17 protein-coding genes are annotated in these 18,680 nt (G+C 63.9%); 7 read left to right on the top strand and 10 right to left on the bottom strand.

What is annotated here, in order from left to right:
- Nucleotides 1-47 precede the first annotated feature (47 nt).
- Nucleotides 48-887: a hypothetical protein gene (locus B0919_RS04640; RefSeq protein WP_078011052.1), complete on the bottom strand. Its 840-nt coding sequence runs from the start codon at nt 885-887 to the stop codon at nt 48-50.
- Nucleotides 888-1,052: 165 nt separating this feature from the next.
- On the opposite strand from B0919_RS04640, the gene B0919_RS04635 reads away from it, so the two are divergent.
- The 3 genes from B0919_RS04635 to B0919_RS04625 all read left to right on the top strand — a co-directional run bounded on the left by B0919_RS04635 (nt 1,053) and on the right by B0919_RS04625 (nt 2,424).
- On the top strand, nt 1,053-1,301 hold the full coding sequence (locus B0919_RS04635) for a hypothetical protein (protein ID WP_078011051.1): 249 nt from the start codon (nt 1,053-1,055) through the stop codon (nt 1,299-1,301).
- Complete coding sequence (locus tag B0919_RS04630; RefSeq protein WP_078011050.1) at nt 1,294-1,632, top strand: hypothetical protein; 339 nt, start codon at nt 1,294-1,296, stop codon at nt 1,630-1,632. Before B0919_RS04635 ends, B0919_RS04630 begins: the two co-directional genes overlap by 8 nt.
- A gap of 147 nt (nt 1,633-1,779) precedes the next feature.
- Nucleotides 1,780-2,424 (top strand): heme-copper oxidase subunit III, encoded by a 645-nt coding sequence (locus tag B0919_RS04625; RefSeq protein ID WP_078011049.1) that lies wholly within the window; start codon nt 1,780-1,782, stop codon nt 2,422-2,424.
- Nucleotides 2,425-2,529: 105 nt separating this feature from the next.
- Here the strand turns inward: B0919_RS04625 and B0919_RS04620 are convergent, their stop codons facing one another.
- Complete coding sequence (locus B0919_RS04620) at nt 2,530-4,776, bottom strand: gliding motility-associated C-terminal domain-containing protein (protein WP_078011048.1); 2,247 nt, start codon at nt 4,774-4,776, stop codon at nt 2,530-2,532.
- A gap of 198 nt (nt 4,777-4,974) precedes the next feature.
- Between B0919_RS04620 and B0919_RS04615 the strand changes: the two genes are divergently transcribed.
- Nucleotides 4,975-7,035, top strand: coding sequence for a M1 family aminopeptidase (locus tag B0919_RS04615; protein WP_078011047.1), 2,061 nt, complete (start codon nt 4,975-4,977; stop codon nt 7,033-7,035).
- 69 nt (nt 7,036-7,104) lie between these two features.
- On the opposite strand, the gene B0919_RS04610 is transcribed toward B0919_RS04615, so the two are convergent.
- From B0919_RS04610 to B0919_RS04595, 4 genes are all read right to left on the bottom strand, one after another.
- Nucleotides 7,105-7,722: a hypothetical protein gene (locus B0919_RS04610; protein ID WP_078011046.1), complete on the bottom strand. Its 618-nt coding sequence runs from the start codon at nt 7,720-7,722 to the stop codon at nt 7,105-7,107.
- An 81-nt stretch (nt 7,723-7,803) separates the two neighbouring features.
- The gene (locus B0919_RS04605; protein WP_254846481.1) at nt 7,804-8,259 is read right to left on the bottom strand and encodes a DUF2147 domain-containing protein; all 456 of its coding nucleotides are present in this window, start codon (nt 8,257-8,259) and stop codon (nt 7,804-7,806) included.
- 124 nt (nt 8,260-8,383) lie between these two features.
- Entirely contained in the window at nt 8,384-8,821 is a 438-nt protein-coding gene (locus B0919_RS04600) for a DUF2147 domain-containing protein (RefSeq protein ID WP_078011045.1), read from the bottom strand.
- Between the two features lie 810 nt (nt 8,822-9,631).
- Nucleotides 9,632-10,192 (bottom strand): C40 family peptidase, encoded by a 561-nt coding sequence (locus B0919_RS04595; protein WP_078011044.1) that lies wholly within the window; start codon nt 10,190-10,192, stop codon nt 9,632-9,634.
- 185 nt (nt 10,193-10,377) lie between these two features.
- Here B0919_RS04595 and B0919_RS04590 point away from each other — a divergent pair, with 185 nt between their 5' ends.
- Nucleotides 10,378-12,183: a M61 family metallopeptidase gene (locus B0919_RS04590; RefSeq protein WP_078011389.1), complete on the top strand. Its 1,806-nt coding sequence runs from the start codon at nt 10,378-10,380 to the stop codon at nt 12,181-12,183.
- Nucleotides 12,184-12,249: 66 nt separating this feature from the next.
- Nucleotides 12,250-12,888, top strand: coding sequence for an NAD(P)H-dependent oxidoreductase (locus tag B0919_RS04585; protein ID WP_078011043.1), 639 nt, complete (start codon nt 12,250-12,252; stop codon nt 12,886-12,888).
- Between the two features lie 74 nt (nt 12,889-12,962).
- Here B0919_RS04585 and B0919_RS04580 read toward each other — a convergent pair whose 3' ends face one another.
- Nucleotides 12,963-14,546 (bottom strand): S8 family peptidase, encoded by a 1,584-nt coding sequence (locus tag B0919_RS04580; RefSeq protein ID WP_078011042.1) that lies wholly within the window; start codon nt 14,544-14,546, stop codon nt 12,963-12,965.
- A gap of 217 nt (nt 14,547-14,763) precedes the next feature.
- Between B0919_RS04580 and B0919_RS04575 the strand changes: the two genes are divergently transcribed.
- Nucleotides 14,764-15,228: a hypothetical protein gene (locus B0919_RS04575; RefSeq protein WP_078011041.1), complete on the top strand. Its 465-nt coding sequence runs from the start codon at nt 14,764-14,766 to the stop codon at nt 15,226-15,228.
- A gap of 70 nt (nt 15,229-15,298) precedes the next feature.
- On the opposite strand, the gene B0919_RS04570 is transcribed toward B0919_RS04575, so the two are convergent.
- From B0919_RS04570 to B0919_RS04560, 3 genes are all read right to left on the bottom strand, one after another.
- Nucleotides 15,299-17,272 (bottom strand): KUP/HAK/KT family potassium transporter, encoded by a 1,974-nt coding sequence (locus B0919_RS04570; RefSeq protein WP_078011040.1) that lies wholly within the window; start codon nt 17,270-17,272, stop codon nt 15,299-15,301.
- 101 nt (nt 17,273-17,373) lie between these two features.
- On the bottom strand, nt 17,374-17,925 hold the full coding sequence (locus tag B0919_RS04565; RefSeq protein ID WP_078011039.1) for a hypothetical protein: 552 nt from the start codon (nt 17,923-17,925) through the stop codon (nt 17,374-17,376).
- A 51-nt stretch (nt 17,926-17,976) separates the two neighbouring features.
- Entirely contained in the window at nt 17,977-18,603 is a 627-nt protein-coding gene (locus tag B0919_RS04560) for an FKBP-type peptidyl-prolyl cis-trans isomerase N-terminal domain-containing protein (RefSeq protein WP_078011038.1), read from the bottom strand.
- Nucleotides 18,604-18,680 lie beyond the last annotated feature (77 nt).

Here is an 18,680-nt window from a genome sequence, read left to right as displayed (position 1 = left end):
AGAGAGTAAGGGGACAAACCTTCCCAAACTTACGCATTCAGCGGGAGTTAGCGCGCGGTACCGGCCGTGCGCTTGATGAGCTCCGCTACGTGGTCCGGCTCGCCGTCGGCGTCGCGCATTTCGGTGCGCACAATGCCCACGCCGGGCGCGTAGAAGTCGACCACGCGCTTAACCGAGCGGCGGGCCATGTCGCTGCGGGCCTGCGTCACGTACTCGTAGCGCGACTCTACTTTGTAGCACTGAAAAGTGCCGGCGGGCGTCGTCACGCTTTGCGGGCCGCTGAGCTTGCGCTCCGATACGCTGGTGACGACCTGGGCAATATCGACGCTGGGGCTGCTGACCTGCACGGTGAGCTTGCCGCCGGGCAGTGGGCCCGCGGTGGGCTGATTCGGCCAAGGCAGGTGAATGGGCTCGAAGGCGAAGCGCCGGTCGCGGAAGGAGCGAAGCAGCCCCGGGTCGAGGAGCAGGCGGCCGTCGGTGAACACCGTGTCCTGGCGGCACTGGTACACGTATTCGTCGTTGCGCTGCAGGCGGTTGCTGGCGTCGTAGAGGCTGCTTTTGAGCAGGACTTCGGTATAAGCCGGCGCTTTTTTGGCGGCCTCGTGGGGGGTGATGCTCGCCACTTTCAGTACCTGCAGGCCTTCGGGCTTGTTTTTTTCGTTGAGCAGCTGGTACGTCAGCTCCGCGCCGTCGGTCAGCCCAAAGGGATGGGCACAATCGACGGGGCCGGCGGCCACGGGTGGCGCGGCCGGAGCCGCTGTCCGGGCTGCCGAGTCGGCGGCGGGAACGGCGACGGGCGGTGTGGCAGAGTCGGGGCGGGTGCAGGCGCTGAGCAGGCCCAGGGCCAGCAGAAAACCCCACTGGCGGGGACGAAAGGAATGCGGCATAGGTAAGGCACAGAATGAGGCGGGCAGCCGGGCTGCCGAAGCTGCATACGCAAAAGCTCCTGTCGGGGTGCTGCACCGCCCGGGCGCAGGCTACGTATGGAGGAATCGGGCGGCATTGCTTTCTTGCGGCCCGATTGCGCCTTTTCACCTTTTTGCCGCTACGTTATGGCTGATTCCACCCAACCTTCCTCCAACTGGGCCGACATGGCCGCTTCGCTGCTCTCCAAGCTTTCGGGCGGTGTCGAGCTGGCCTGCACCTTCGAGCAGATGGAACTGCAAATGCCCAACCCGCAAAACCCCGCCGGCGCGCCGACCACCTGGCGCCTCAACGGCTCCTTGCGCATCCGCACCAAAGGCGAAAAACCCGCTTCGGGCCAGCTGCCGCCCGCCTCCAACCCCGGTATCGGTGGCTAAGGCGCTGGAAATCGACGCGCAGCTGGTCATCACCTGGAACGGGCACAACCTTCAGCTGGCCGCTTCCGGCACTTACCTGATTCTGAACCTGCCCTCGGCCCAGGTGCTCGACGAGCTGACCGGCGCCAACAAGCCCAAAGACCCGCGCCAGCCCAAAGGGCCGAAAGGGCCCGATCCGCTGCAGCAGCTCAATGACCTGATGCGCCGCCTCGGGCTGGTGCTCGACCTGCGCGTGGGAGGTAAAACCTGGGTAACGTTTGGGGCCGGCCGCGGGCCAAAAATCACGCTAAACGCGGTGCTGGGCAAGATAGGTTCGTTTTTCCGGGGGTAAATTTTTGCCGCCGAAAAAGCGCCATTTCCCCTGTCTCTACCCATCGTTTTTGCGTACCTTGCTAGAAGGCGTTACCGGGCCAGCGGGCCAACCATTCAGCGGGTTGGCAGTTGTTGTTGGGCGGTAGCAGCTGCTGCCCCCACGGTCATGAATTCAGACAAGGAACGCAAGGATAAAGTAGGAGCGGGCCGGCCCACGCCGGCCTTTACCCGCATCGAGCGGGTGCCGCCGCTGGTGATGATGTTGTACCTGAGCCTGGCCGGCATCACGGTGCTGTTTGGGGTGCTGGTGGTGCTCTACCTGCGGCACCGCGCCGACCTGGGCGGCACCGGCAGCCCGCACCCCTTTCCGCGCTGGTTTTCGCTCGGCACGGTGGTGCTCATGCTCAGCAGCTACGTGCTGGCGCAAGCTCCGGCCCTCTACCGCGCCGACGATGTGCCGGGCCTGGCGCGCTGCCTGGGTTCCACGCTGTTGCTGGGCTGCATTTTTGCCGGGCTGCAGGTACTGGGCTGGCGCGAGCTAAACCAGCAGGGCGTGTTCTGGACGGGCGAGGCATCGGGTACTTACGTCTACCTGATTTCGGCCCTGCACGTGGTGCACCTGCTGGGCGGCATGATTTTCCTCGGGGTATTGCTGGGCCGCACCGCCTACGCCGCCCGCGACGGTGTGCGCACGCTGGTATTCATCCGCAACCCCTACCGGCGCATGCAGCTGCGCCTGCTGGGCATCTACTGGCACTTCATCGATGCCCTGTGGGTGCTGCTGTTCATGGTCTTCCTGTTCTTGTTTTAAGAGCACGGCAGCGCCAAGCAGCCGAATCGATGGGCAACCAACACAAGGGGCGCCGGGCAGTACTGCCCGGCGCCCCTTTCGCTATGTGAATCCTGGGCTGCCGCGCTAGCGAGGCAGCACCGTTACCGTGCCGCGGAATTTCCGCTCGTCGGTGTACTCCACCAGGTAGTAGTACACGCCTTCCGATACGCCCTTGCCGTTCCAGCGGAACGAGCGGTTGGTGGAGCGGTAAACCTCATTGCCCCAGCGCGAGAAGATTTTGACGGACGCAAAGCGCGAGGCGCAGAAGTCCGGGGGCAGGTTGGTCAGCTCAAAATAGTCGTTGAGGCTATCCGCGTTGGGCGTAAATACGTTGGGCGGCAGAAAGTCTGGTACCACGGGCGGCTGCACTTCGAAGCGCACCACGCGCTGCTGCGGCACGGGCGCGCAGGTGGCGTCGACGAGGGTAAACGTCACGTCGAGCGGGCCACGGTACACCGCGTCGCAGGTGGCCTGCCACCGGAAGGTGCCCGCGGCTGAGCCAGCGCCGTTGGTGCTGCGCATGCTCATGCCCATGGCCGCCAGGTCGAAGTTGGCCCCGGCTGCCGTGAGGGTGAGGTTATCCAGGTCCGCATCGCGGCCGGCGAGCGTGGCATCGTACACCCCGCCCAGCGGCAGGCGCACCACCACGGGCGGGGCCGCCGGATCGGCGGCAGCCGGCGGAAACGAGCTGGTGAGCACCGGGGCGGCGTTGCGGTAATCGACCTGTACCGGAATGACCAGTACCGTGCTGGTTTGCCGCTCCTGGCAGGGGTTGGCCGCCGCTACCACCTCAAACTCGTGCAGGCCCCGGGCCACTGCTCGGCAGTCGACGCGCCACGTGAGGCGGGCCACCGTGCGGCCCGGCGCCGTGCTGACCACCGCCAATTGTGCCCCCACCGAAGCCGGGGTGAAGCCGCGGCCAGTCAGCTCCAGGCTTACGGCATCCAGGTCCACGTCGAGGCCTTCCAGATCCAGCTGCACCACGTCGCCCACCCGCGCCGAAAGCGGAAAGCGCGTCGGCGGCGACAGTAAGGCCAGCGTCGGCGGCTGGTTGGGCGGGGCCTGGGCCGTGAAGGCTACCCGCACCGTGTCGCGCTTGGGCAGCGAGCAGCCATTGTCGGCCACGATGATGTCGAGCAGAAACACCCGGCCGCGCGAGTTGAAGCACTCCGGAAAGCACACCGTGGAGGTAATCGTATCCGGCACGCCGGGGCCGCGCACGGTGCCCTGCCGGATGGTCGGCGTCGGCACCATGGCCTGCGGAAAGTTGACGGCCCGCAGCTCCAGTTGCAGCTGCGAGGTCGGGTCTGGGTCGGTGAAGCTCAGGCTCAGGCAGCGGTTCTGGCCCGCCAGCAGGTGCAGCGTATCGCGGCCGGGCTGGTAGGCCGTGCGGCCCGGGCCGGGAGGGCGCACCACCATGGCGGGGGCCTGGTTGCGCGGGCAGGCAATGACCAGCAGCTGGAAGTCGCGGCGCGTTTCGCCGATCTTTACGCCGCGGCGGTATTCCGAGCAGCGCACCCCGAACACGAACAGGCCCTGGCGGGTGGGCCGCACCGTGAGGCGGCCGCTCTGCCGGCCCACCGATAGCGTGGGCGAGCCGGGCATCTGATTGGTCTGGCTCAGGCCGCCCAGCCACGTCACCGTCGAATAAGGCGCCGATAACGGCTGCGTCGGGCGCGGGTCCACCGTATTCGCGTGCCCGTTCAGCGGCGTAATCATGTCGTACACCAGCGAGTCGCCGTCGGCATCCTGGCCCCCGAAATCAAAGTAGAACAGCTCTCCCACGCAAGCGTAGTCGCTCAGGGGCGGGAAAATGCGCGGGGTGGAATTGCGCAACGGCTGCCCGTTACGCACCACGGCCGGAAACTCCAGGTAGTACGTCTGGGCGGCGTCGCCCGGGGCCACAATGTTGCTGATGACCCCGTTGCGGCAGCAGCGCTCCACGGCCACGTAGTACCCGTTGGGGCTGTTGAACTCGCCCGCCGGTAAGTTCAGGAAGCTGGAGTAGGTGAGCTTGCGGGTACTGAGCGAGCCGATGGTGCAGGCCACACTGGTGTACGGCACGAAGGCGTTCTGCGTGAGTGGCAGCGTCAGGTTGCGGATGTGCCGGTTGGTGCCGCGCTCGAAGATGCCGGCCGTTGCGTCGTTGTCGAGCGCGCCGCTGCTGCCGTTGATGGCGTCGAAGTACAGCGTGAGCGTCAGGCGGTAGTTGTCGCCGTTTTGGTACTGCATGTCCAGCTCGCCGCCCACAATGTGGGTGGCGCGGGCCGGCGCGGCTAGTAGCCACAGCAAGCAGGGAAGGAGCCAGCGTAAGTAGAGGTGTGGGCGCATAGAAGAGGAACTGGAGAATATGGCTGAGTTACCGGCCCGATCGGCGTTTGGGCGGTTTGCCTCGTATGCTAAGATACAACGGAATCAGCCGCTTTGGCACGCCTCCTGGCGTTTCGGGTTGCCGATCTACGCTCTACCTTGCATCCGGAACCCCGCCCATTGGCTTGGGGCTCTTCCCGCCCATTCTCCCCGATTTTTATGCGACTTTTTTACAGTTTGACGGCCGGCCTGCTGCTCAGCGGAGCCGCCATGGCGCAGCAGCCGGTGCGCCTGTCAGTTGATGACCTGGAGGCGGGGGCGCAGCGCTGCGCCCGGGCCCACACCAGCGCCGCGCTACGCCAGCCCGCTACCACCGTGTGGCACCGCCAGAAAATGGACCGCTACGATGTACAGTACTACAAGCTGGACATTGCCCTGGAAAATAATTCGCGCGACGTAAGCGGTTCGGGGCTGATCCGGGCGCGCAACGTGTCGGGGCAGCCGCTCGATTCGATGGCATTTGAACTCTTCAACCGCGACGCGGCCAACAACTGGGGCTATTTCATCGACTCCATCGTGGTGGCCGGCCGGCGTAGCCCCGGCTGGCGCCGCGCCGGCAGCGACGTGACGGCCGCCCTGCCGCAGGCCGTGCCCGCCGGCTCCGTGTTCGAGGCGCGCATTTACTACCGCGGTACCGCGCCCCACGGCAATACGGCCGCCATCGGCAACGCCCTCGATACCGATACCGACTACGGCGTGAACGTGACCTGGAGCCTGTCGGAGCCCTACAGCGCCCACGAGTGGTTTCCCGTCAAGCAGGTGCTCACCGACAAAGCGGACTCCTCAACGGTTTGGGTTACTACTACCAACCCCAACAGAGTGGGTTCCAATGGGGTGTTGCGCCGCGTCACGGCGCTGCCCGGCAACCGCAGCCGCTACGAATGGCACGGGCGCAGCCCCATCGATTACTACCTGATTTCGGTGGCCGTGGCGCCGTACGTGGAGTACGTGAATTACGCCAACCCCGTGGGCGGGCCGCGCATTGCCATTGTCAACTACGTCTACAACCAGCAGTTTCTGAATGATTTTCGGGCGGAAATCGACCGTACGCCCGGCTTTATCGAGAACTACTCGGCACTAGTCGGGCTCTACCCGTTTGCCAACGAGAAGTACGGCCATTGCATGGCACCCATCAATGGCGGCATGGAACACCAGACCATGACCACGCAGGATGGTTTTGAGTTTACCCTGACGGCCCACGAGCTGTTTCACCAGTGGTTCGGAGATAATGTGACCTGCGGCTCCTGGGAAGACATCTGGTTGAACGAGAGCTTTGCCTCCTACGGCGAGTACATGTCGCTGGAACGATTTGCGTCGGCTACCGCTGCCCGTCAGTGGATGGATCAGGCGCATTTTTCGGCCAAAAACGTGTATGACCCCAGCTCGCGGACGTACGTGCTGGCCCCCGGCGGCTCGGTGCGCGTGCCCGATACCACCAACGTCGGGCGCATTTTCAGCACGCGGCTAAGCTATAAGAAGGGGGCTACGGTGATTCACATGCTGCGCTACCTGCTCAACGACGACATCAAGTTCTTCCGGGCCCTGCGCACTTATCAAGCTACCTACGGCGGCCGCACCGCCCGCACACCCGATCTGCAGCGCATTTTTGAGCAGGAGGCCGGACGCTCGTTGCAGTATTTCTTTGATCAGTGGTGGCGGGGCGAAGGATTTCCCACGTTTGCGGTGCGCTGGAACCAAGTGGGCACCAGCCTATACCTGCGCGTCGCCGAAACCGTGTCCATGCCCGCCGTGACGCCTTTTTTCGATACCGAAGTTGATTACAACGTGGTGTATGCTTCGGGGCAAAGCCAGCTGGTGCGCCTGCGTCAGACCCAGGCTACCACCGACTTTTCCGTACCCGTGCCAGCTGACCAAACCGTTGTCAGCATCACCGTCGACCCTAATCAATGGGTGCTGGATGAAGGCAGTACCGCCACCCGCGACAATACCATCGTACTGGCTGCGCACCAGGGGCAACCCACTGTGACCTTCAGCCTGTACCCCAATCCCTGTCAGGACGTGCTGTTCCTGCCCGAGCAGCTCCGCGGTGCCCGCACGGCCGAAGTAACCGACGCGACCGGCCGCGTGGTGTTGCGCCAGGCGTTGAAAGCCGCCGACCGCCAACTCCGGGTCGACCAGCTCAAAGCCGGCCTGTACCTGCTGCGGCTGCAGCAAGCCGACGGCTCGATGAGCAGCGCGACGCGCTTCGTGAAGGAATGATAGAATAGGCTCACCACCAACAAAAGCGCCGCTGCAATTGTGCAGCGGCGCTTTTGTTGGTGGTGGAAGTTACTTGCCGGACGAAACCGGAGCGGCCGCCGGGGACGAAACGTTAAAAAGGGCGTTCATGAACTCGTCAAAGGAAAACGCCGGGCAGAACATCTCGTCCTGAATCGGATTGCACACGAGGCGGATAAACCCGGGCTTGCCGTTCAGGCTAACCAAATCGATAGTTACCGTGCCGAAGCGCTGCTGGCAGCGGCCGGTTTCGGGGCAGTCGTGTGGGGTGGGCTTCAGAAAGTGCTTGGCAATGGTTTCCTGATAGCGCGGGTGCTGCCGCGTCCGCACATCAGAGGCCGCCAGGTGGTAGCCCAAAGCCTGCGTCCGGTCGCGAAGCAGGTCAAACAGGTGGCGGAAATTGCTTACGCCGATGCCCGCATCGTACAGCAGCAGGGCGCCGTGCTGCCCGCAGGACTCCAGGCGCTGCACGCGCAGGCCGCCGTGGCAGGGCGGCAAGCCGGCTTTGCAGTAATGGTAGGCTTTGAAGTAGGGACCGAGCCAGTTGCGGTACACCTCATCAGCTACCCATTGCGCGTAGGCGCGCTGCTCCGCGGCGGAGCGCTGCAGCGGCTGCCAGTCGGCATCGGGCTTTTGCCCCTTGAATAGGCGTCGGAGAAACTGTAACAATGGCCAAGTAACGTGGGCAGACAGCCGGAAAACACGGGCTTGGCAAAATAGTTTCGCGGGAAGCCGCGGTAGCAACGGCCATTAACGCACGCGTTTCCACACTTGCGCGCGGCCCACGAGGGCAAACCCGATGTAGCCTTTGACTTCCAGCCGGTCGCCCGTCAGCGGACGCACGTAGCAGGAGTAGGTCCGGCCGTTGTCCGGGTCGTAGATCTGGCCGCCGTCCCAGCGCTTTTCGTCGGGGTTGAAGTGCAAATCCTGAATGATGGTCAGGCCCACGTGCGGCTGGGTGCGCCGTTTCGGGTCGGGGTTGTGCACGTCGAGGCGGGGCTTGCCCTCGGCATCGGTGCCGTGCAGCAGCTGCACAATGCGGCCGCAGAGCTGTTCGCCGCAGCGGTACAGCTCTACTTGGGTTTCGCCTTGCTCGTCCGTCCACACGCCGAGGGGCGGGGCATCGGGTGCACCGGTTTGAGCACGGGCCGCCGGAGCGCCAAGCAGGAGGAGCAGCGGCAGGAGCAGGTAACGCAGAAAAAACAAAGGGAAAACGTTTGGGCTATTGCCCTAAAGTACACAAGCCGGGCCATTCCCGTTCAACGGGCACAAAAAAGCGGCCTGCCCCATCGTCGGGGCAGGCCGCTAGCGTCTCAGCCGATGCCGAGGGCTATTTCACGCGCGTCCACGTCTGCGAGCGGCCGATGAGGGAAAAGCCGATGTAGCCTTTTACCTCCATCGTGTTGGCGTTGAGCATTTTCATGTAGCAGGAGTACTCTTTGCCGTTTTCGGGGTCGTAGATTTTGCCATCGTCCCACTTATTGTCGCCGTCGTACTCGAAGTCGCGCATAAACACGAGGCCCATGCGCGGGCGGTTGCGCAGCTTCGGATCGGGGTTCTGGCTGTCGGTTTTGGGTTTGCCCGTAGCCGGGTCGTTGGGCACGGCCAGCGTCACGATTTTGCCGCACAGCTTATCGCCGCACTTGTAAATCTCGAACGTCGCTTTCTTCTCGCTGTTGGTCCACACGCCCAGCGGCGAGAGGCTTTGGGCGGAGGCCGCACCGGCCAGGCCGAGCAACACGACGAGGCACAGGAGGAGTCTTTTCATGAGTAGGAGGGTATGGGAATGAGGTTGGTGGCGGAAAATATACAAAAGCAACTTGACGCCGCAACAAACGACGCGCCGCCACTAAATCAAGTAACGTACCAAGCTCGGGAGCAAAGGGGCGGTAGGATGGGGTGGCTAAAAATAATAGTGCTGAAAATCAAATAGCTGGCGGAAAAACCCGGTCAGGGCTAAAAAAAACCGGCTTTTTATTTTGAACCATTCGTACCAGATATAACTTTAGTAACCGAAGCGAGTGCTTCAGCCCCGGCCAGCGGACCTAAGTTGTTGGTAGCGCCCCCGCGGGAGATGTTTCATCAAAAAGAAAGGAGGTACAAAATGTCTGATAGTCCCAAATCCATCCTGCCAAGCCTGAGTAATGTCGTTCGCTTCACCGCCGAACGCGCGTAACACTCAAGTGTCGCGGGGGAGCGTATGTTTCCCTGCATTACGGCAGGTCTGAACTAAGATGGCCGCACCGGTATCCCCGGTGGCCGGTCGCTTGGTAAGATGGCCCCAGGATTAGAAGCCCGGCTCCCTGTGAAGGAAGCCGGGCTTCGCTGTTTCTACGCGCTTCGGTTAAGCCGCGGCTCAACTGGCCGTCATTGCGAGGACGAAGGACGAAGCAATCGGTCCTGTACAGCGTGCCGACCAAATGAGCCGCACCGTCCGGAACCAGCGTCTGTGGTGTCGGACGGTGCTGTTTGTACCGTTTGTGCCGCGAGAGGAAGGATTGCTTGACTACGTCGACCTCCGGTTCGCGTTGCTCGCAATGACGGCCGGTGCAGCTGTGCTGGTCTGGGCGTTATGGTTTCAGAGCACGCGGCGGATGCCGAGGAAGCGCCGTTCGTAGTCGGTGCCGTCCACCTGGCTGATTTTTACGCCTGGGTCGCGCTTGGAGGAGGATGAATGCACGAAGCGCAACGGCTGGCCCGGCTCGGAAATGACGATGCCCGCGTGGCCTGGGGTGGCGGCGTCCTGGGCCGTGCCGGTAAAGATGATCAGGTCGCCCTTGCGGGCCTGGGCGCGCGGTATGGCCGTGCCGGTTTGGTATTGGAGGGCGGAGGAGTGCGGCACATTGATGCCGAACTGGCTGTAGACGTAGGTTAAAAAGCCAGAGCAGTCGAAGCCGCCCTCGGGCGTGGTGCCGGCGTAGCAGTACGCTTTGCCGAGCTGGCGCAGCGCCGTACGCACTACCTCGTCGCCGCGGTCGTTGGCGGCGTGGTGGGGCAGGGTAGCGCGGTACACCACCGCGCGCACGGGCGGCAGGTCGCCGGAGGCGGGCACGGGGGCATTGGGGCGCAGGTTTTGCCAGGCCAGTACGCCCAGCAGCAGAGTCATCAGGGAGCCAAACACGAGCCAGACGGTACGCATAATCGTGCCAAGCCGTGCGGGTGGTGTGAAACGGCGGCATTCTGCCTAACGCAAGGGCCGCCGCGGGTGTTGCCGAGGTGGGCGCGAGGCACTTTTCCGGCTTACTTTGCAGCCCCGCGCCCGTAGCCTCGTCAGTGGCGTGCCGCGCGGTTTACAGCGGTATCATTCACCTCCCCACCGATTACATGCTTCACTCCTCATGGCGCCGGCTCGGCGCAACGGCCTCCCTGGCGCTGCTCGGCGCCGCTCCGGCCTGGGCAGCGCCCACCCTGCGCTACGTGCTGACCATGCCCGCCCCGCAAACGCACTACTTCGAAGTCGAGATGCAGCTCAGCGGCTTTTCGGGCCGCACCACCGACGTAAAAATGCCGGTGTGGGCGCCGGGCTCGTACTTGGTGCGCGAGTTTGCCAAGAACGTGGAGTCGTTCGGGGCGCAGAGCGCAGGCAAAGACCTGGCCGTCGACAAAATCAACAAGAATACCTGGCGCATCACGCACGCCGGGCAGAAGGACTTCACGGTGCGCTACCGCGTGTATGCCAACGAACTGAGCGTGCGCACGAGCTTCATTGATGCCTCGCACGGCTACCTGAACGGCACCAGCGTATTCATGTACCCCGACGGCCAGAAGCAACTGCCCTCGACGGTGGAAGTGCGCCCCTTCGAAGGCTGGAAGGAAGTGTCGACCAGCCTGAAGCCTGCCGGCAACGGCCCGTCGTTCACGTTCCAGTCGAGCAACTACGACGAGCTGGCCGACTCGCCCATCGAAATCGGCAACCACAAGGTGTTGTCGTTTGAGGCCGGCGGCACGCCGCACCGCATTGCTATGTACGGCCAAGCCAACTACGACGAGCAGCGGGTGGTGGCCGACTTCAAGCGCATCTGCGAGACGGCGCAGAAAGTGGTGGGCCAGAACCCGCTGGACCGCTACCTGTTCATCGTGCACAACCTGGAGCGCGGCGGCGGGGGCCTGGAGCACTTGTTCTCCACCACGCTGGAAGTCTCGCGCAACGCCTACAACACGCCCGCCGGCTACGACGGCATCCTCGGCCTGGCCGCGCACGAGTACTTCCACCTCTGGAACGTGAAGCGTATCCGGCCCATCGCGCTGGGGCCGTTCGATTACGACAAGGAAAACTACACCCGTATGCTCTGGCTGAGCGAGGGCGGCACGGAGTACTTCTCCAACCTCATCGTGCAGCGCGCCGGCTTCCAGAAGCCCCAGCAGTACCTCGATCAGCTGGCTACCGGTATTACGCGGGTCGAAAATACGCCCGGCAACAAGGTGCAGTCGGCGGCGGATGCCTCGTTTGACGCGTGGATCAAGTACTACCGCCCGAACGAAAACTCGCCCAACTCCACCATCAGCTACTACGACAAGGGCGAGGTTATCGGGGCAGTGCTCGATCTGATGGTCATCAACGCCACGAAGGGCCAGAAGAGCCTCGACGACGTGATGCGCTACCTCTACGATCAGTATTACAAAAAGCAGGGCCGCGGCTTCACCGACGCGGAGTTTCAGGATGCCGTGGCTAAAGTAGCCGGCCGCCGCTTCGACGAATTCTTCCGTCAGTCGGTGTACGGCACCAAGCGCCTCGACTACGAGGGCGCCCTGGGCTACGCCGGCCTGCGCCTGAGTTCCGCTGCCGCGCAGGATGCGGCGGCACTGGGCGCCACCGTATCGGCCGCCGGTGGCCGGGCTGTGGTGAGCAGCGTGCTGCGCGACGGCAGCGCCTGGCAGGGCGGCCTGAACGTGAGCGACGAAATCCTGTCGGTGGACGGTATGCGCCCCCCGACGGACCTCAACCAAGCCATGGCGGCCCGCCCGGTGGGCAGCACGGTGCGCCTGCTGGTGCTGCGCGACGGGCAGACCCGCGAGCTGAGCTTCCCGCTGCTGGCTGGCACGGCCACCCGCTACCGCATCGACATGGCGGCCGACGCCACGCCCGAGCAGTTGACCGTGCGCCGCAAGTGGCTGCAGCTGCCGCAGTAACGTTCCGCTAAGTATCTCGCCGCCGGTGTCGTCGCAAGACGAGCCGGTGGCTTTTTTTGCCCCGTTATGCACGTTCTTCTCGTACTGGCTCATCCCGAGCCAGCGTCCTTCAACGGCCGCCTTGCCCGCTTAGCCGAGGAGGTCCTTACCGCCGCCGGCCATACGGTAGAGGTGTCCGATCTGTACCGGCAGGGCTTCGCCGCCGTCAGTGGCCCGGCCGACTTCAGCCCGCCCGCTGCGGCTGATTTCTTTGATTTGCAGGCCCAGCAGCGCGCCGCCGCGGTCAACGATACGTTTGCGGCCGATGTGCAGGCCGAGATGGAAAAGCTGCGGCGCTGTGATTTGCTGCTACTGCAGTTTCCGCTTTGGTGGCACTCAGTACCCGCCATTCTCAAAGGATGGATTGACCGGGTGCTGGCCGTTGGTTTTGCCTACGGTGGTACCAAGGCGCTGGCCGGCAAGAAAGCACTGCTGTCGTTGACCTCGGGTACGCCCAATCACTTGTGGGACGGCAGCACGTTGCCCACCCTGGAAAGCACGCTCAACCATATTTTGCGGGGCACCTTGGCTTACTGCGGCATGCAGGTCTACGCACCTTTTATGATCGGTAGCGCCAAGCACCTCAACCCGGATGAGCGCACCGAGGCGGAGGCGGACTTCATCCGCATGCTCGAAGCGCTGAATCAGCGCCCGGTATTAGTCTAAAGGTCTGAGCTTGCTACAGCAAAGCGCCTCGCCCCGAAGCTTCGGGGCGAGGCGCTTTGCTGTAGCAAGCTGCTTTACGGCAGCGGCGTGGCAGTGGCGCCCACCGCCCGGGCCAGGTTCACGCGGCCGTAGCCGAAGTTCGGGTCGCGGCTGGTGGCGTTGGAGCTGGCCGCTACCAGGCGGGCTTTGATCTGCTCCCGCGTTTCGGTGGGGTAGCGGCTCCAAACCACGGCCGCCATGCCCGCCATCGAAGCCGTGGACACCGACGAGCCGCCGACGGTGCTGGGCGCGTCGCCGCTCATAGCCAGGGAGAGGGGGCGCAGGTTATTGCTGGTGCGCTGCATGACCACCGTAAACTCCACGTCAGCCCCCACGTGGCACTCGTCGCAGCGGGTGGTGAGGTTGTCCTTTACGCCCGTCACCGCCACGGCCTCGGCCATGCTGGCGGGGAAGATGACGCCCACCCAGCCCGCCGACCAATCGAAGGAGGTGCCGGCGGCGCAGAAGATGAGCTTGCCGCGCGCGTAGGCGTACCGAATGGCATCGGCCATTTGGGAGGAGCTGGTCACGCGGCCCATGCTCATGCTGATGATGCGCACATCGGCGCGACCAGCGGCCAGCGTGAAGGCATCGGACACGCCCTGCACCTCGCGCGAGGCATCGAGGAACACATCCTCGGCGGCGCGGATGGTGATGAGATTGGCGTTGTAGGCAATGCCTGTAGAGGCGCCGTCGGTGCCGCGGGGCGCGGCGGCTGCCCCGGCCATGCTGGTGCCGTGGCCGCAGCCGTCGTTGGGCGTTTCGGCGTCGCCGTACGGGATGCCGAAGATGCTGTTGCGCGGTAGCGTCACCAGCCGCTCGATGGTGCGGCCCGTGCTCAGGCCTTGGTTAAAAGCCGAACCCAGGTTTTCCTGCGCGGTAGACGAGCCCGTATCGATGATAACCATCTTGACGCCACGGCCGGTGCTCTGCGACCAGACCGAGCGGATGCCGTGGTAGGTATCGGCCTGGTTCCACGACGACTTGCTGCCGTTGCTGAGCACCACGTAGTCGGAGCCGGCGGCCAGGCCGGCAGTGGCGGCGTTGTTGCCGCAGCCGCTACTGCTCAGGCTGGCGGCGGTGCGGCTGGCTACGGTGGCGTGGTAAGGCTCGTAACCCATGGGCTCGGCGTAGCGCACGAGGCCGGAGCGGCGCAGGCGCTGCACGGTGCTCAGCTGCCGTACGCGCACGGTGAGCACCGGCAACGTGCTTTCCTGAAATACCAGAACGTTCTGGGCCGTCACGGCCGGTTCGGCGGCTTGCTCGCTGGCCACGATCAGCGCCAGCACCTGCTCACGGGCCTGCGCGTAAGCTGCATCGTCGGCGGCACTGGCGGGTAGCGTCTCGTTCGGATTGCAATGGCCGGCAGGGGCGTAGCCCACGCTCAGCACCTGGTCGGAGCGTTGCAGGGCGCTCCAAACTACGTGGTCGGTGGCCTGGCGCCAGTCGTAGCTGCCGCTTTGCTGCACCCGGGCCCAGATTTGCGCGTCCAGCTCGGCAGTGCTCAGCGCTTCCCCCGCGGCGGCCGGCTCGGGTCGGACTAGCTGTTCCTCCTGGGTTTGGCAGGCGCCCAGCCACAGCAGGCCAGCCACGGCGGGGTATAGGGTAAACTTGCGCATAAAGTGGTGTTTTGGGTTGGGAATGAGAACATTCCGCCAAGGCACGTAAAATCACCGATTATTGCAACATGCATAACAAATTTCCTGCGGGCGCCAACCGCTCCCAGCGCGGAGCAGTTGGCAGGGACGATTTCGAGAGCGAAACCCAGCCATTCGGGCCGGCCACGCGTAGGAGGTAGCTCCGCCGGCAGGCGTACGCCCGCCTTCTGCCTTGCCAATGAACCCACTCTTGCGAATTGTGCTGCTGGCCGGTGGGCTGGCAGCGGCCACTGCCGCCCGGGGCCAGAGCCGCCCGGCCATTGTGGTCAACGGTGCCCCGTTTCAGGACTGCCAGCCGCTGGCAGAACTGCGCAGCCTGACGCTGCCCGTTGGCCGCCCCGATACGCTGATGGTGGAGTTTATCGTCGTGCGTGGCTACCGGCCCATCGGGGTGCGGCAGTTTCCGTCGGTGGCCGCGTTCAACCAGTTCGACGTGCGGACCTGGCTGAACACGCCCGGCGTGGCCCCGCCCTCGGCGGCGCAGGTGCCCCGGCGCTACGAGCTACCCATGCGCTCGAAAGTGCAGGGCGGCGACCAGTTAGTGGTAACGGTGGGCCGACTGGCCAAAGGCCGGCGCATCATGGACGACCGGGCGCTGATTGACCAGACGTACCATATCCTGCTCTGCGACGGCGATAAGTAGGTGCCAAAAAACGCCGGCCCGCTCCCCGAAAGGGAAGCGAGCCGGCGGCCGTAAAAAGCGGATTTGGGACTTAGTAAACGCGCTTCAGCGACACGTTGCGCGTGGGCGTCAGAATCAAAGGCACCTTCTCGATTTTCACCGAGGACGTATCCAGACCGAAGTACTTGTCCTCCGAGGCAATGAACTGCTTGATGTAGAAGTAGGCCTGCATCACGAGGTTTTCTACCAGCGGCAGCTCGTTTTCCACGGAAAGGAATTTTTCCAGCACCACAAAGCGGAAGTCGCCGGTGACGTGCTGCTTGCTCAAGGACTCGTAGCGCGAGGTGATGTCCACTTCCTTGTTGCGCACCAGGTCTTCCACCACCTTGCGGAAGTACAGGTTGATGCGCTGCTCCACCCGGAAGCCCAGGCGGAAGGTCACGCGGAAGGCGTCGTTCGGGGCCAGCTCCGTCACCTTGTACTCCATAGTGTACGGCTCGTCGGTGGTATCCACGTGCACAAACCAGTAGATGTCGGCGCGCTTGGGCCGCTTCTGGAAGATGCTGTAGATGATTTTCGACTCGATTTCCGTCTGTCGCTCGGCCGAGGACATGAACACGAGGTGGGTAGCGTACTTGGGCACCGTCTCGTCGTTGCTGAGCTCCTTCAGCGCGTCCATGTACGGGTCAATCTTGACGAATTCCGTCAGGCGACGCTTGATGTAGAAGGCGCGCAGCCACACGTACATCACCGAAATCAGGCACAGGCTGATGGCTACCGACACCCAGCCGCCGTGGGGAAACTTGATGAGGTTGGCCACCAGGAAGGAGCCTTCGATGGCGCCGTACACCACCAGGAAGAGCAACACCAGCGGCGTGGCCACGCGCTTGGAGCGCAGCCACATGCTCAGCAGCAGCGTGGTCATGAGCATGGTGATGGTAATGGCCAGGCCGTAGGCCGCTTCCATGTGCTCGGAGCGCTGAAAGTAGAGCACCACCGCAATGCAGCCCAGCAGGAGCAGGCGGTTCATGGAAGGCACGTAGAGCTGGCCCTTCACGTCGGTGGGGTAGTTCAGCTTCACCTTGGGCCACATGTTCAGGCGGATGGCTTCGGCCACCAGCGTAAACGAGCCGGTAATCAGGGCCTGGGAGGCAATGATGGCGGCAATGGTGGCAATGCCGATGCCGATGAGCAGGAACCACTCGGGCATGAGGGAGTAGAAGGGGTTGCGGCCGTTGAGCTGCTGTCCGGCGTGCTCCATCAGCCAGGCGCCCTGGCCGAAGTAGTTGAGCACCAGGCACAGCTTCACAAAGGTCCAGCTGATGCGGATGTTGCCCTTGCCGCAGTGGCCCAGGTCAGAGTACAGGGCCTCGGCCCCGGTGGTGCACAGGAACACGGCCCCGAGCAGCCAGAAGCCGCCGGGCGTGTTCACCAGCATGTTATAAGCGTAGTAGGGGTTCAGGGCCTGCAGAATCTCGGGGTGCTGCGTGATGCCGTATACGCCGAGCACCGCCAGCATCGAAAACCACAGGAACATGATGGGCCCGAAGGCTTTACCCACGATCTGCGTGCCGAAGCTCTGCAGGAAAAACAGCCCGAAAAGAATGGCAATGACGATGTACATCGTCGGGATGCCGGGGTAAACCGCTTCCAGCCCTTCGATGGCCGAGGATACCGAAATCGGCGGGGTGATGACCCCGTCGGCGAGCAGGGCCGCCCCGCCCACGATGGCCACGGCCGAGAGCCAGGCTCCGCGCCGGCGCACCAGGGTGTAGAGCGAGAAGATACCGCCTTCACCGTTGTTGTCCGCGTTCAGCGTGAGCAGCACGTACTTGACGGTGGTTTGCAGCGTGAGCGTCCAGAGCACGGCCGAGATGCCGCCGTACACCAGGTCTTTGGTGATGACGCTGGGCACGATGGCTTTCATCACGTACAGCGGCGAGGTGCCGATGTCGCCATAAATGATGCCGAGGGCAATGAGCAGGCCCGCCGTGGAAATGGCGGTGTGCGAATGGTGCGCGGCGGCCGTGGTTTTGCTGTCCGCCAGGGTTTGGGTGTCACTCATGATGTCGCGACAACGAGAAATAAAAGGCGCCTCTTTTGGCGAGGCGCGCAAAGGTAAGGCGCGGGCCCCATCCACCGATGGCACAGGGCAGTTACGCGCGGTTAAATGGCTTCGTATGCCGAGGGAGCGGCCGATTCAGCATCAGCAGCGCGGGCTTCGGCGTCCCGGGCGGCCGCAGCCGCAGCTTCCTGGGCGGCCAGCAGGGCCATGGCCTCGGCGGCCGCGCGCTGGTGGCGCAGGTGAATACGCAGGTTGGTTTCGGCGGCCAGCTTCTGCCAGTCGGCCAGCTCGCCGGAGAGGGCGTGGTAGGCATCCTGCAGGCCCAGCCGGTGCAGCCGCACCCGAATGGCACCGCGCCGGCCCCAGGCCAGCAGCAGCGCTCCGATGCCCATGCCGAGCATGGCCGTGGGCGTACGAATCCAGTCCTGCAGAAAGGCCAGGGTGAAGCCGCCCAGCACCAGGGCCCCGGTCATAATCCAGAGCAGCCAGCGCACGGGCTGCACGCCCACGCGCTCCAGCTCCAGCAGGCTGTAGGTGCGACCTTCCAAGGTCAGCTCGTCATCGGTGAGGCGCCAGCGGCCGTCCGCGCTTTGCTGCGGGGGCCGGGGTAGGGGCAAAGGGGGCGGCGCAAAGCCGTAAGTAATCGGTTCCATAGCCGAGTGAGTGGGCGGTTTTTCTGATAAACCGCCCACCCGCCGGATTGCTTAGTTGTTTACTTTCAGCAGCTCCACGTCGAAGACCAGCGCCGCGTTCGGGCCGATATCTGAGCCGGCGCCGCGGGTGCCGTAGGCCAGGTTCGAGGGAATGTACAGGCGCCACTTCGCGCCTTCGCTCATCAGCTGCAGAGCTTCTGTCCAGCCGGCAATAACCTGGTTGACGCCGAAGGTAGCGGGCTCGCCGCGCTCGTACGACGAGTCAAACACCGTCCCGTCGATCAGCGTGCCGTGGTAGTGCGTGGTAACGGAGCTTTTCGGGCCGGCTTTTTTGCCCGAGCCTTCCTGCAGCACTTCGTATTGCAGGCCGCTGGGCAGGGTGGTCACGCCCGGCTTGTTTTTGTTTTCGGCCAGGAAAGCTTCGCCTTCGGCCTTGTTTTCCTCGGCCGAGCCGCCACCGCCGCCCTGGGGCTGCTGGGCCTGCATCTGCTGCTGAAACTGCTGCATGGCCGCCTGCATTTGCTGGGGCGAAAGGCGGCTCTGCTGGCCGCTGAGGGCTTCTTTGAGGCTGGCGGCCAGCGTGTCCACGTCGAGGTCAACGCCCTGCTCGGCGAAGTTGCGGGCCAGGTCGCGGCCGATGATGTAGCTGATTTGCTGCTTGAGCGAGGTCAGTTCCATGGAAGTAGGTTTGGATAAAAGGAGCCGTAGTGGCCAAAGGTGGTTATACGGCCGGCGGGGCGAAGGTGCAGAAAAAA

Source organism: Hymenobacter sp. CRA2 (genome assembly GCF_002007105.1).
Lineage (GTDB): Bacteria > Bacteroidota > Bacteroidia > Cytophagales > Hymenobacteraceae > Solirubrum.
The sequence above is the reverse complement of the archived record's forward strand: the minus strand, read 5'-3'. Positions and strand labels throughout refer to the sequence as shown.

What these genes read in the sequence shown, in the direction of transcription:
- B0919_RS04640 (WP_078011052.1), bottom strand. Translation starts at nt 887, where the DNA reads ATGCCGCATTCCTTTCGTCCCCGCCAGTGGGGTTTTCTGCTGGCCCTG.
- B0919_RS04635 (WP_078011051.1), top strand. Translation starts at nt 1,053, where the DNA reads ATGGCTGATTCCACCCAACCTTCCTCCAACTGGGCCGACATGGCCGCT.
- B0919_RS04625 (WP_078011049.1), top strand. Translation starts at nt 1,780, where the DNA reads ATGAATTCAGACAAGGAACGCAAGGATAAAGTAGGAGCGGGCCGGCCC.
- B0919_RS04620 (WP_078011048.1), bottom strand. Translation starts at nt 4,776, where the DNA reads ATGCGCCCACACCTCTACTTACGCTGGCTCCTTCCCTGCTTGCTGTGG.
- B0919_RS04615 (WP_078011047.1), top strand. Translation starts at nt 4,975, where the DNA reads ATGCGACTTTTTTACAGTTTGACGGCCGGCCTGCTGCTCAGCGGAGCC.
- B0919_RS04600 (WP_078011045.1), bottom strand. Translation starts at nt 8,821, where the DNA reads ATGAAAAGACTCCTCCTGTGCCTCGTCGTGTTGCTCGGCCTGGCCGGT.
- B0919_RS04595 (WP_078011044.1), bottom strand. Translation starts at nt 10,192, where the DNA reads ATGCGTACCGTCTGGCTCGTGTTTGGCTCCCTGATGACTCTGCTGCTG.
- B0919_RS04590 (WP_078011389.1), top strand. Translation starts at nt 10,378, where the DNA reads ATGCTTCACTCCTCATGGCGCCGGCTCGGCGCAACGGCCTCCCTGGCG.
- B0919_RS04585 (WP_078011043.1), top strand. Translation starts at nt 12,250, where the DNA reads ATGCACGTTCTTCTCGTACTGGCTCATCCCGAGCCAGCGTCCTTCAAC.
- B0919_RS04580 (WP_078011042.1), bottom strand. Translation starts at nt 14,546, where the DNA reads ATGCGCAAGTTTACCCTATACCCCGCCGTGGCTGGCCTGCTGTGGCTG.
- B0919_RS04575 (WP_078011041.1), top strand. Translation starts at nt 14,764, where the DNA reads ATGAACCCACTCTTGCGAATTGTGCTGCTGGCCGGTGGGCTGGCAGCG.
- B0919_RS04570 (WP_078011040.1), bottom strand. Translation starts at nt 17,272, where the DNA reads ATGAGTGACACCCAAACCCTGGCGGACAGCAAAACCACGGCCGCCGCG.
- B0919_RS04565 (WP_078011039.1), bottom strand. Translation starts at nt 17,925, where the DNA reads ATGGAACCGATTACTTACGGCTTTGCGCCGCCCCCTTTGCCCCTACCC.
- B0919_RS04560 (WP_078011038.1), bottom strand. Translation starts at nt 18,603, where the DNA reads ATGGAACTGACCTCGCTCAAGCAGCAAATCAGCTACATCATCGGCCGC.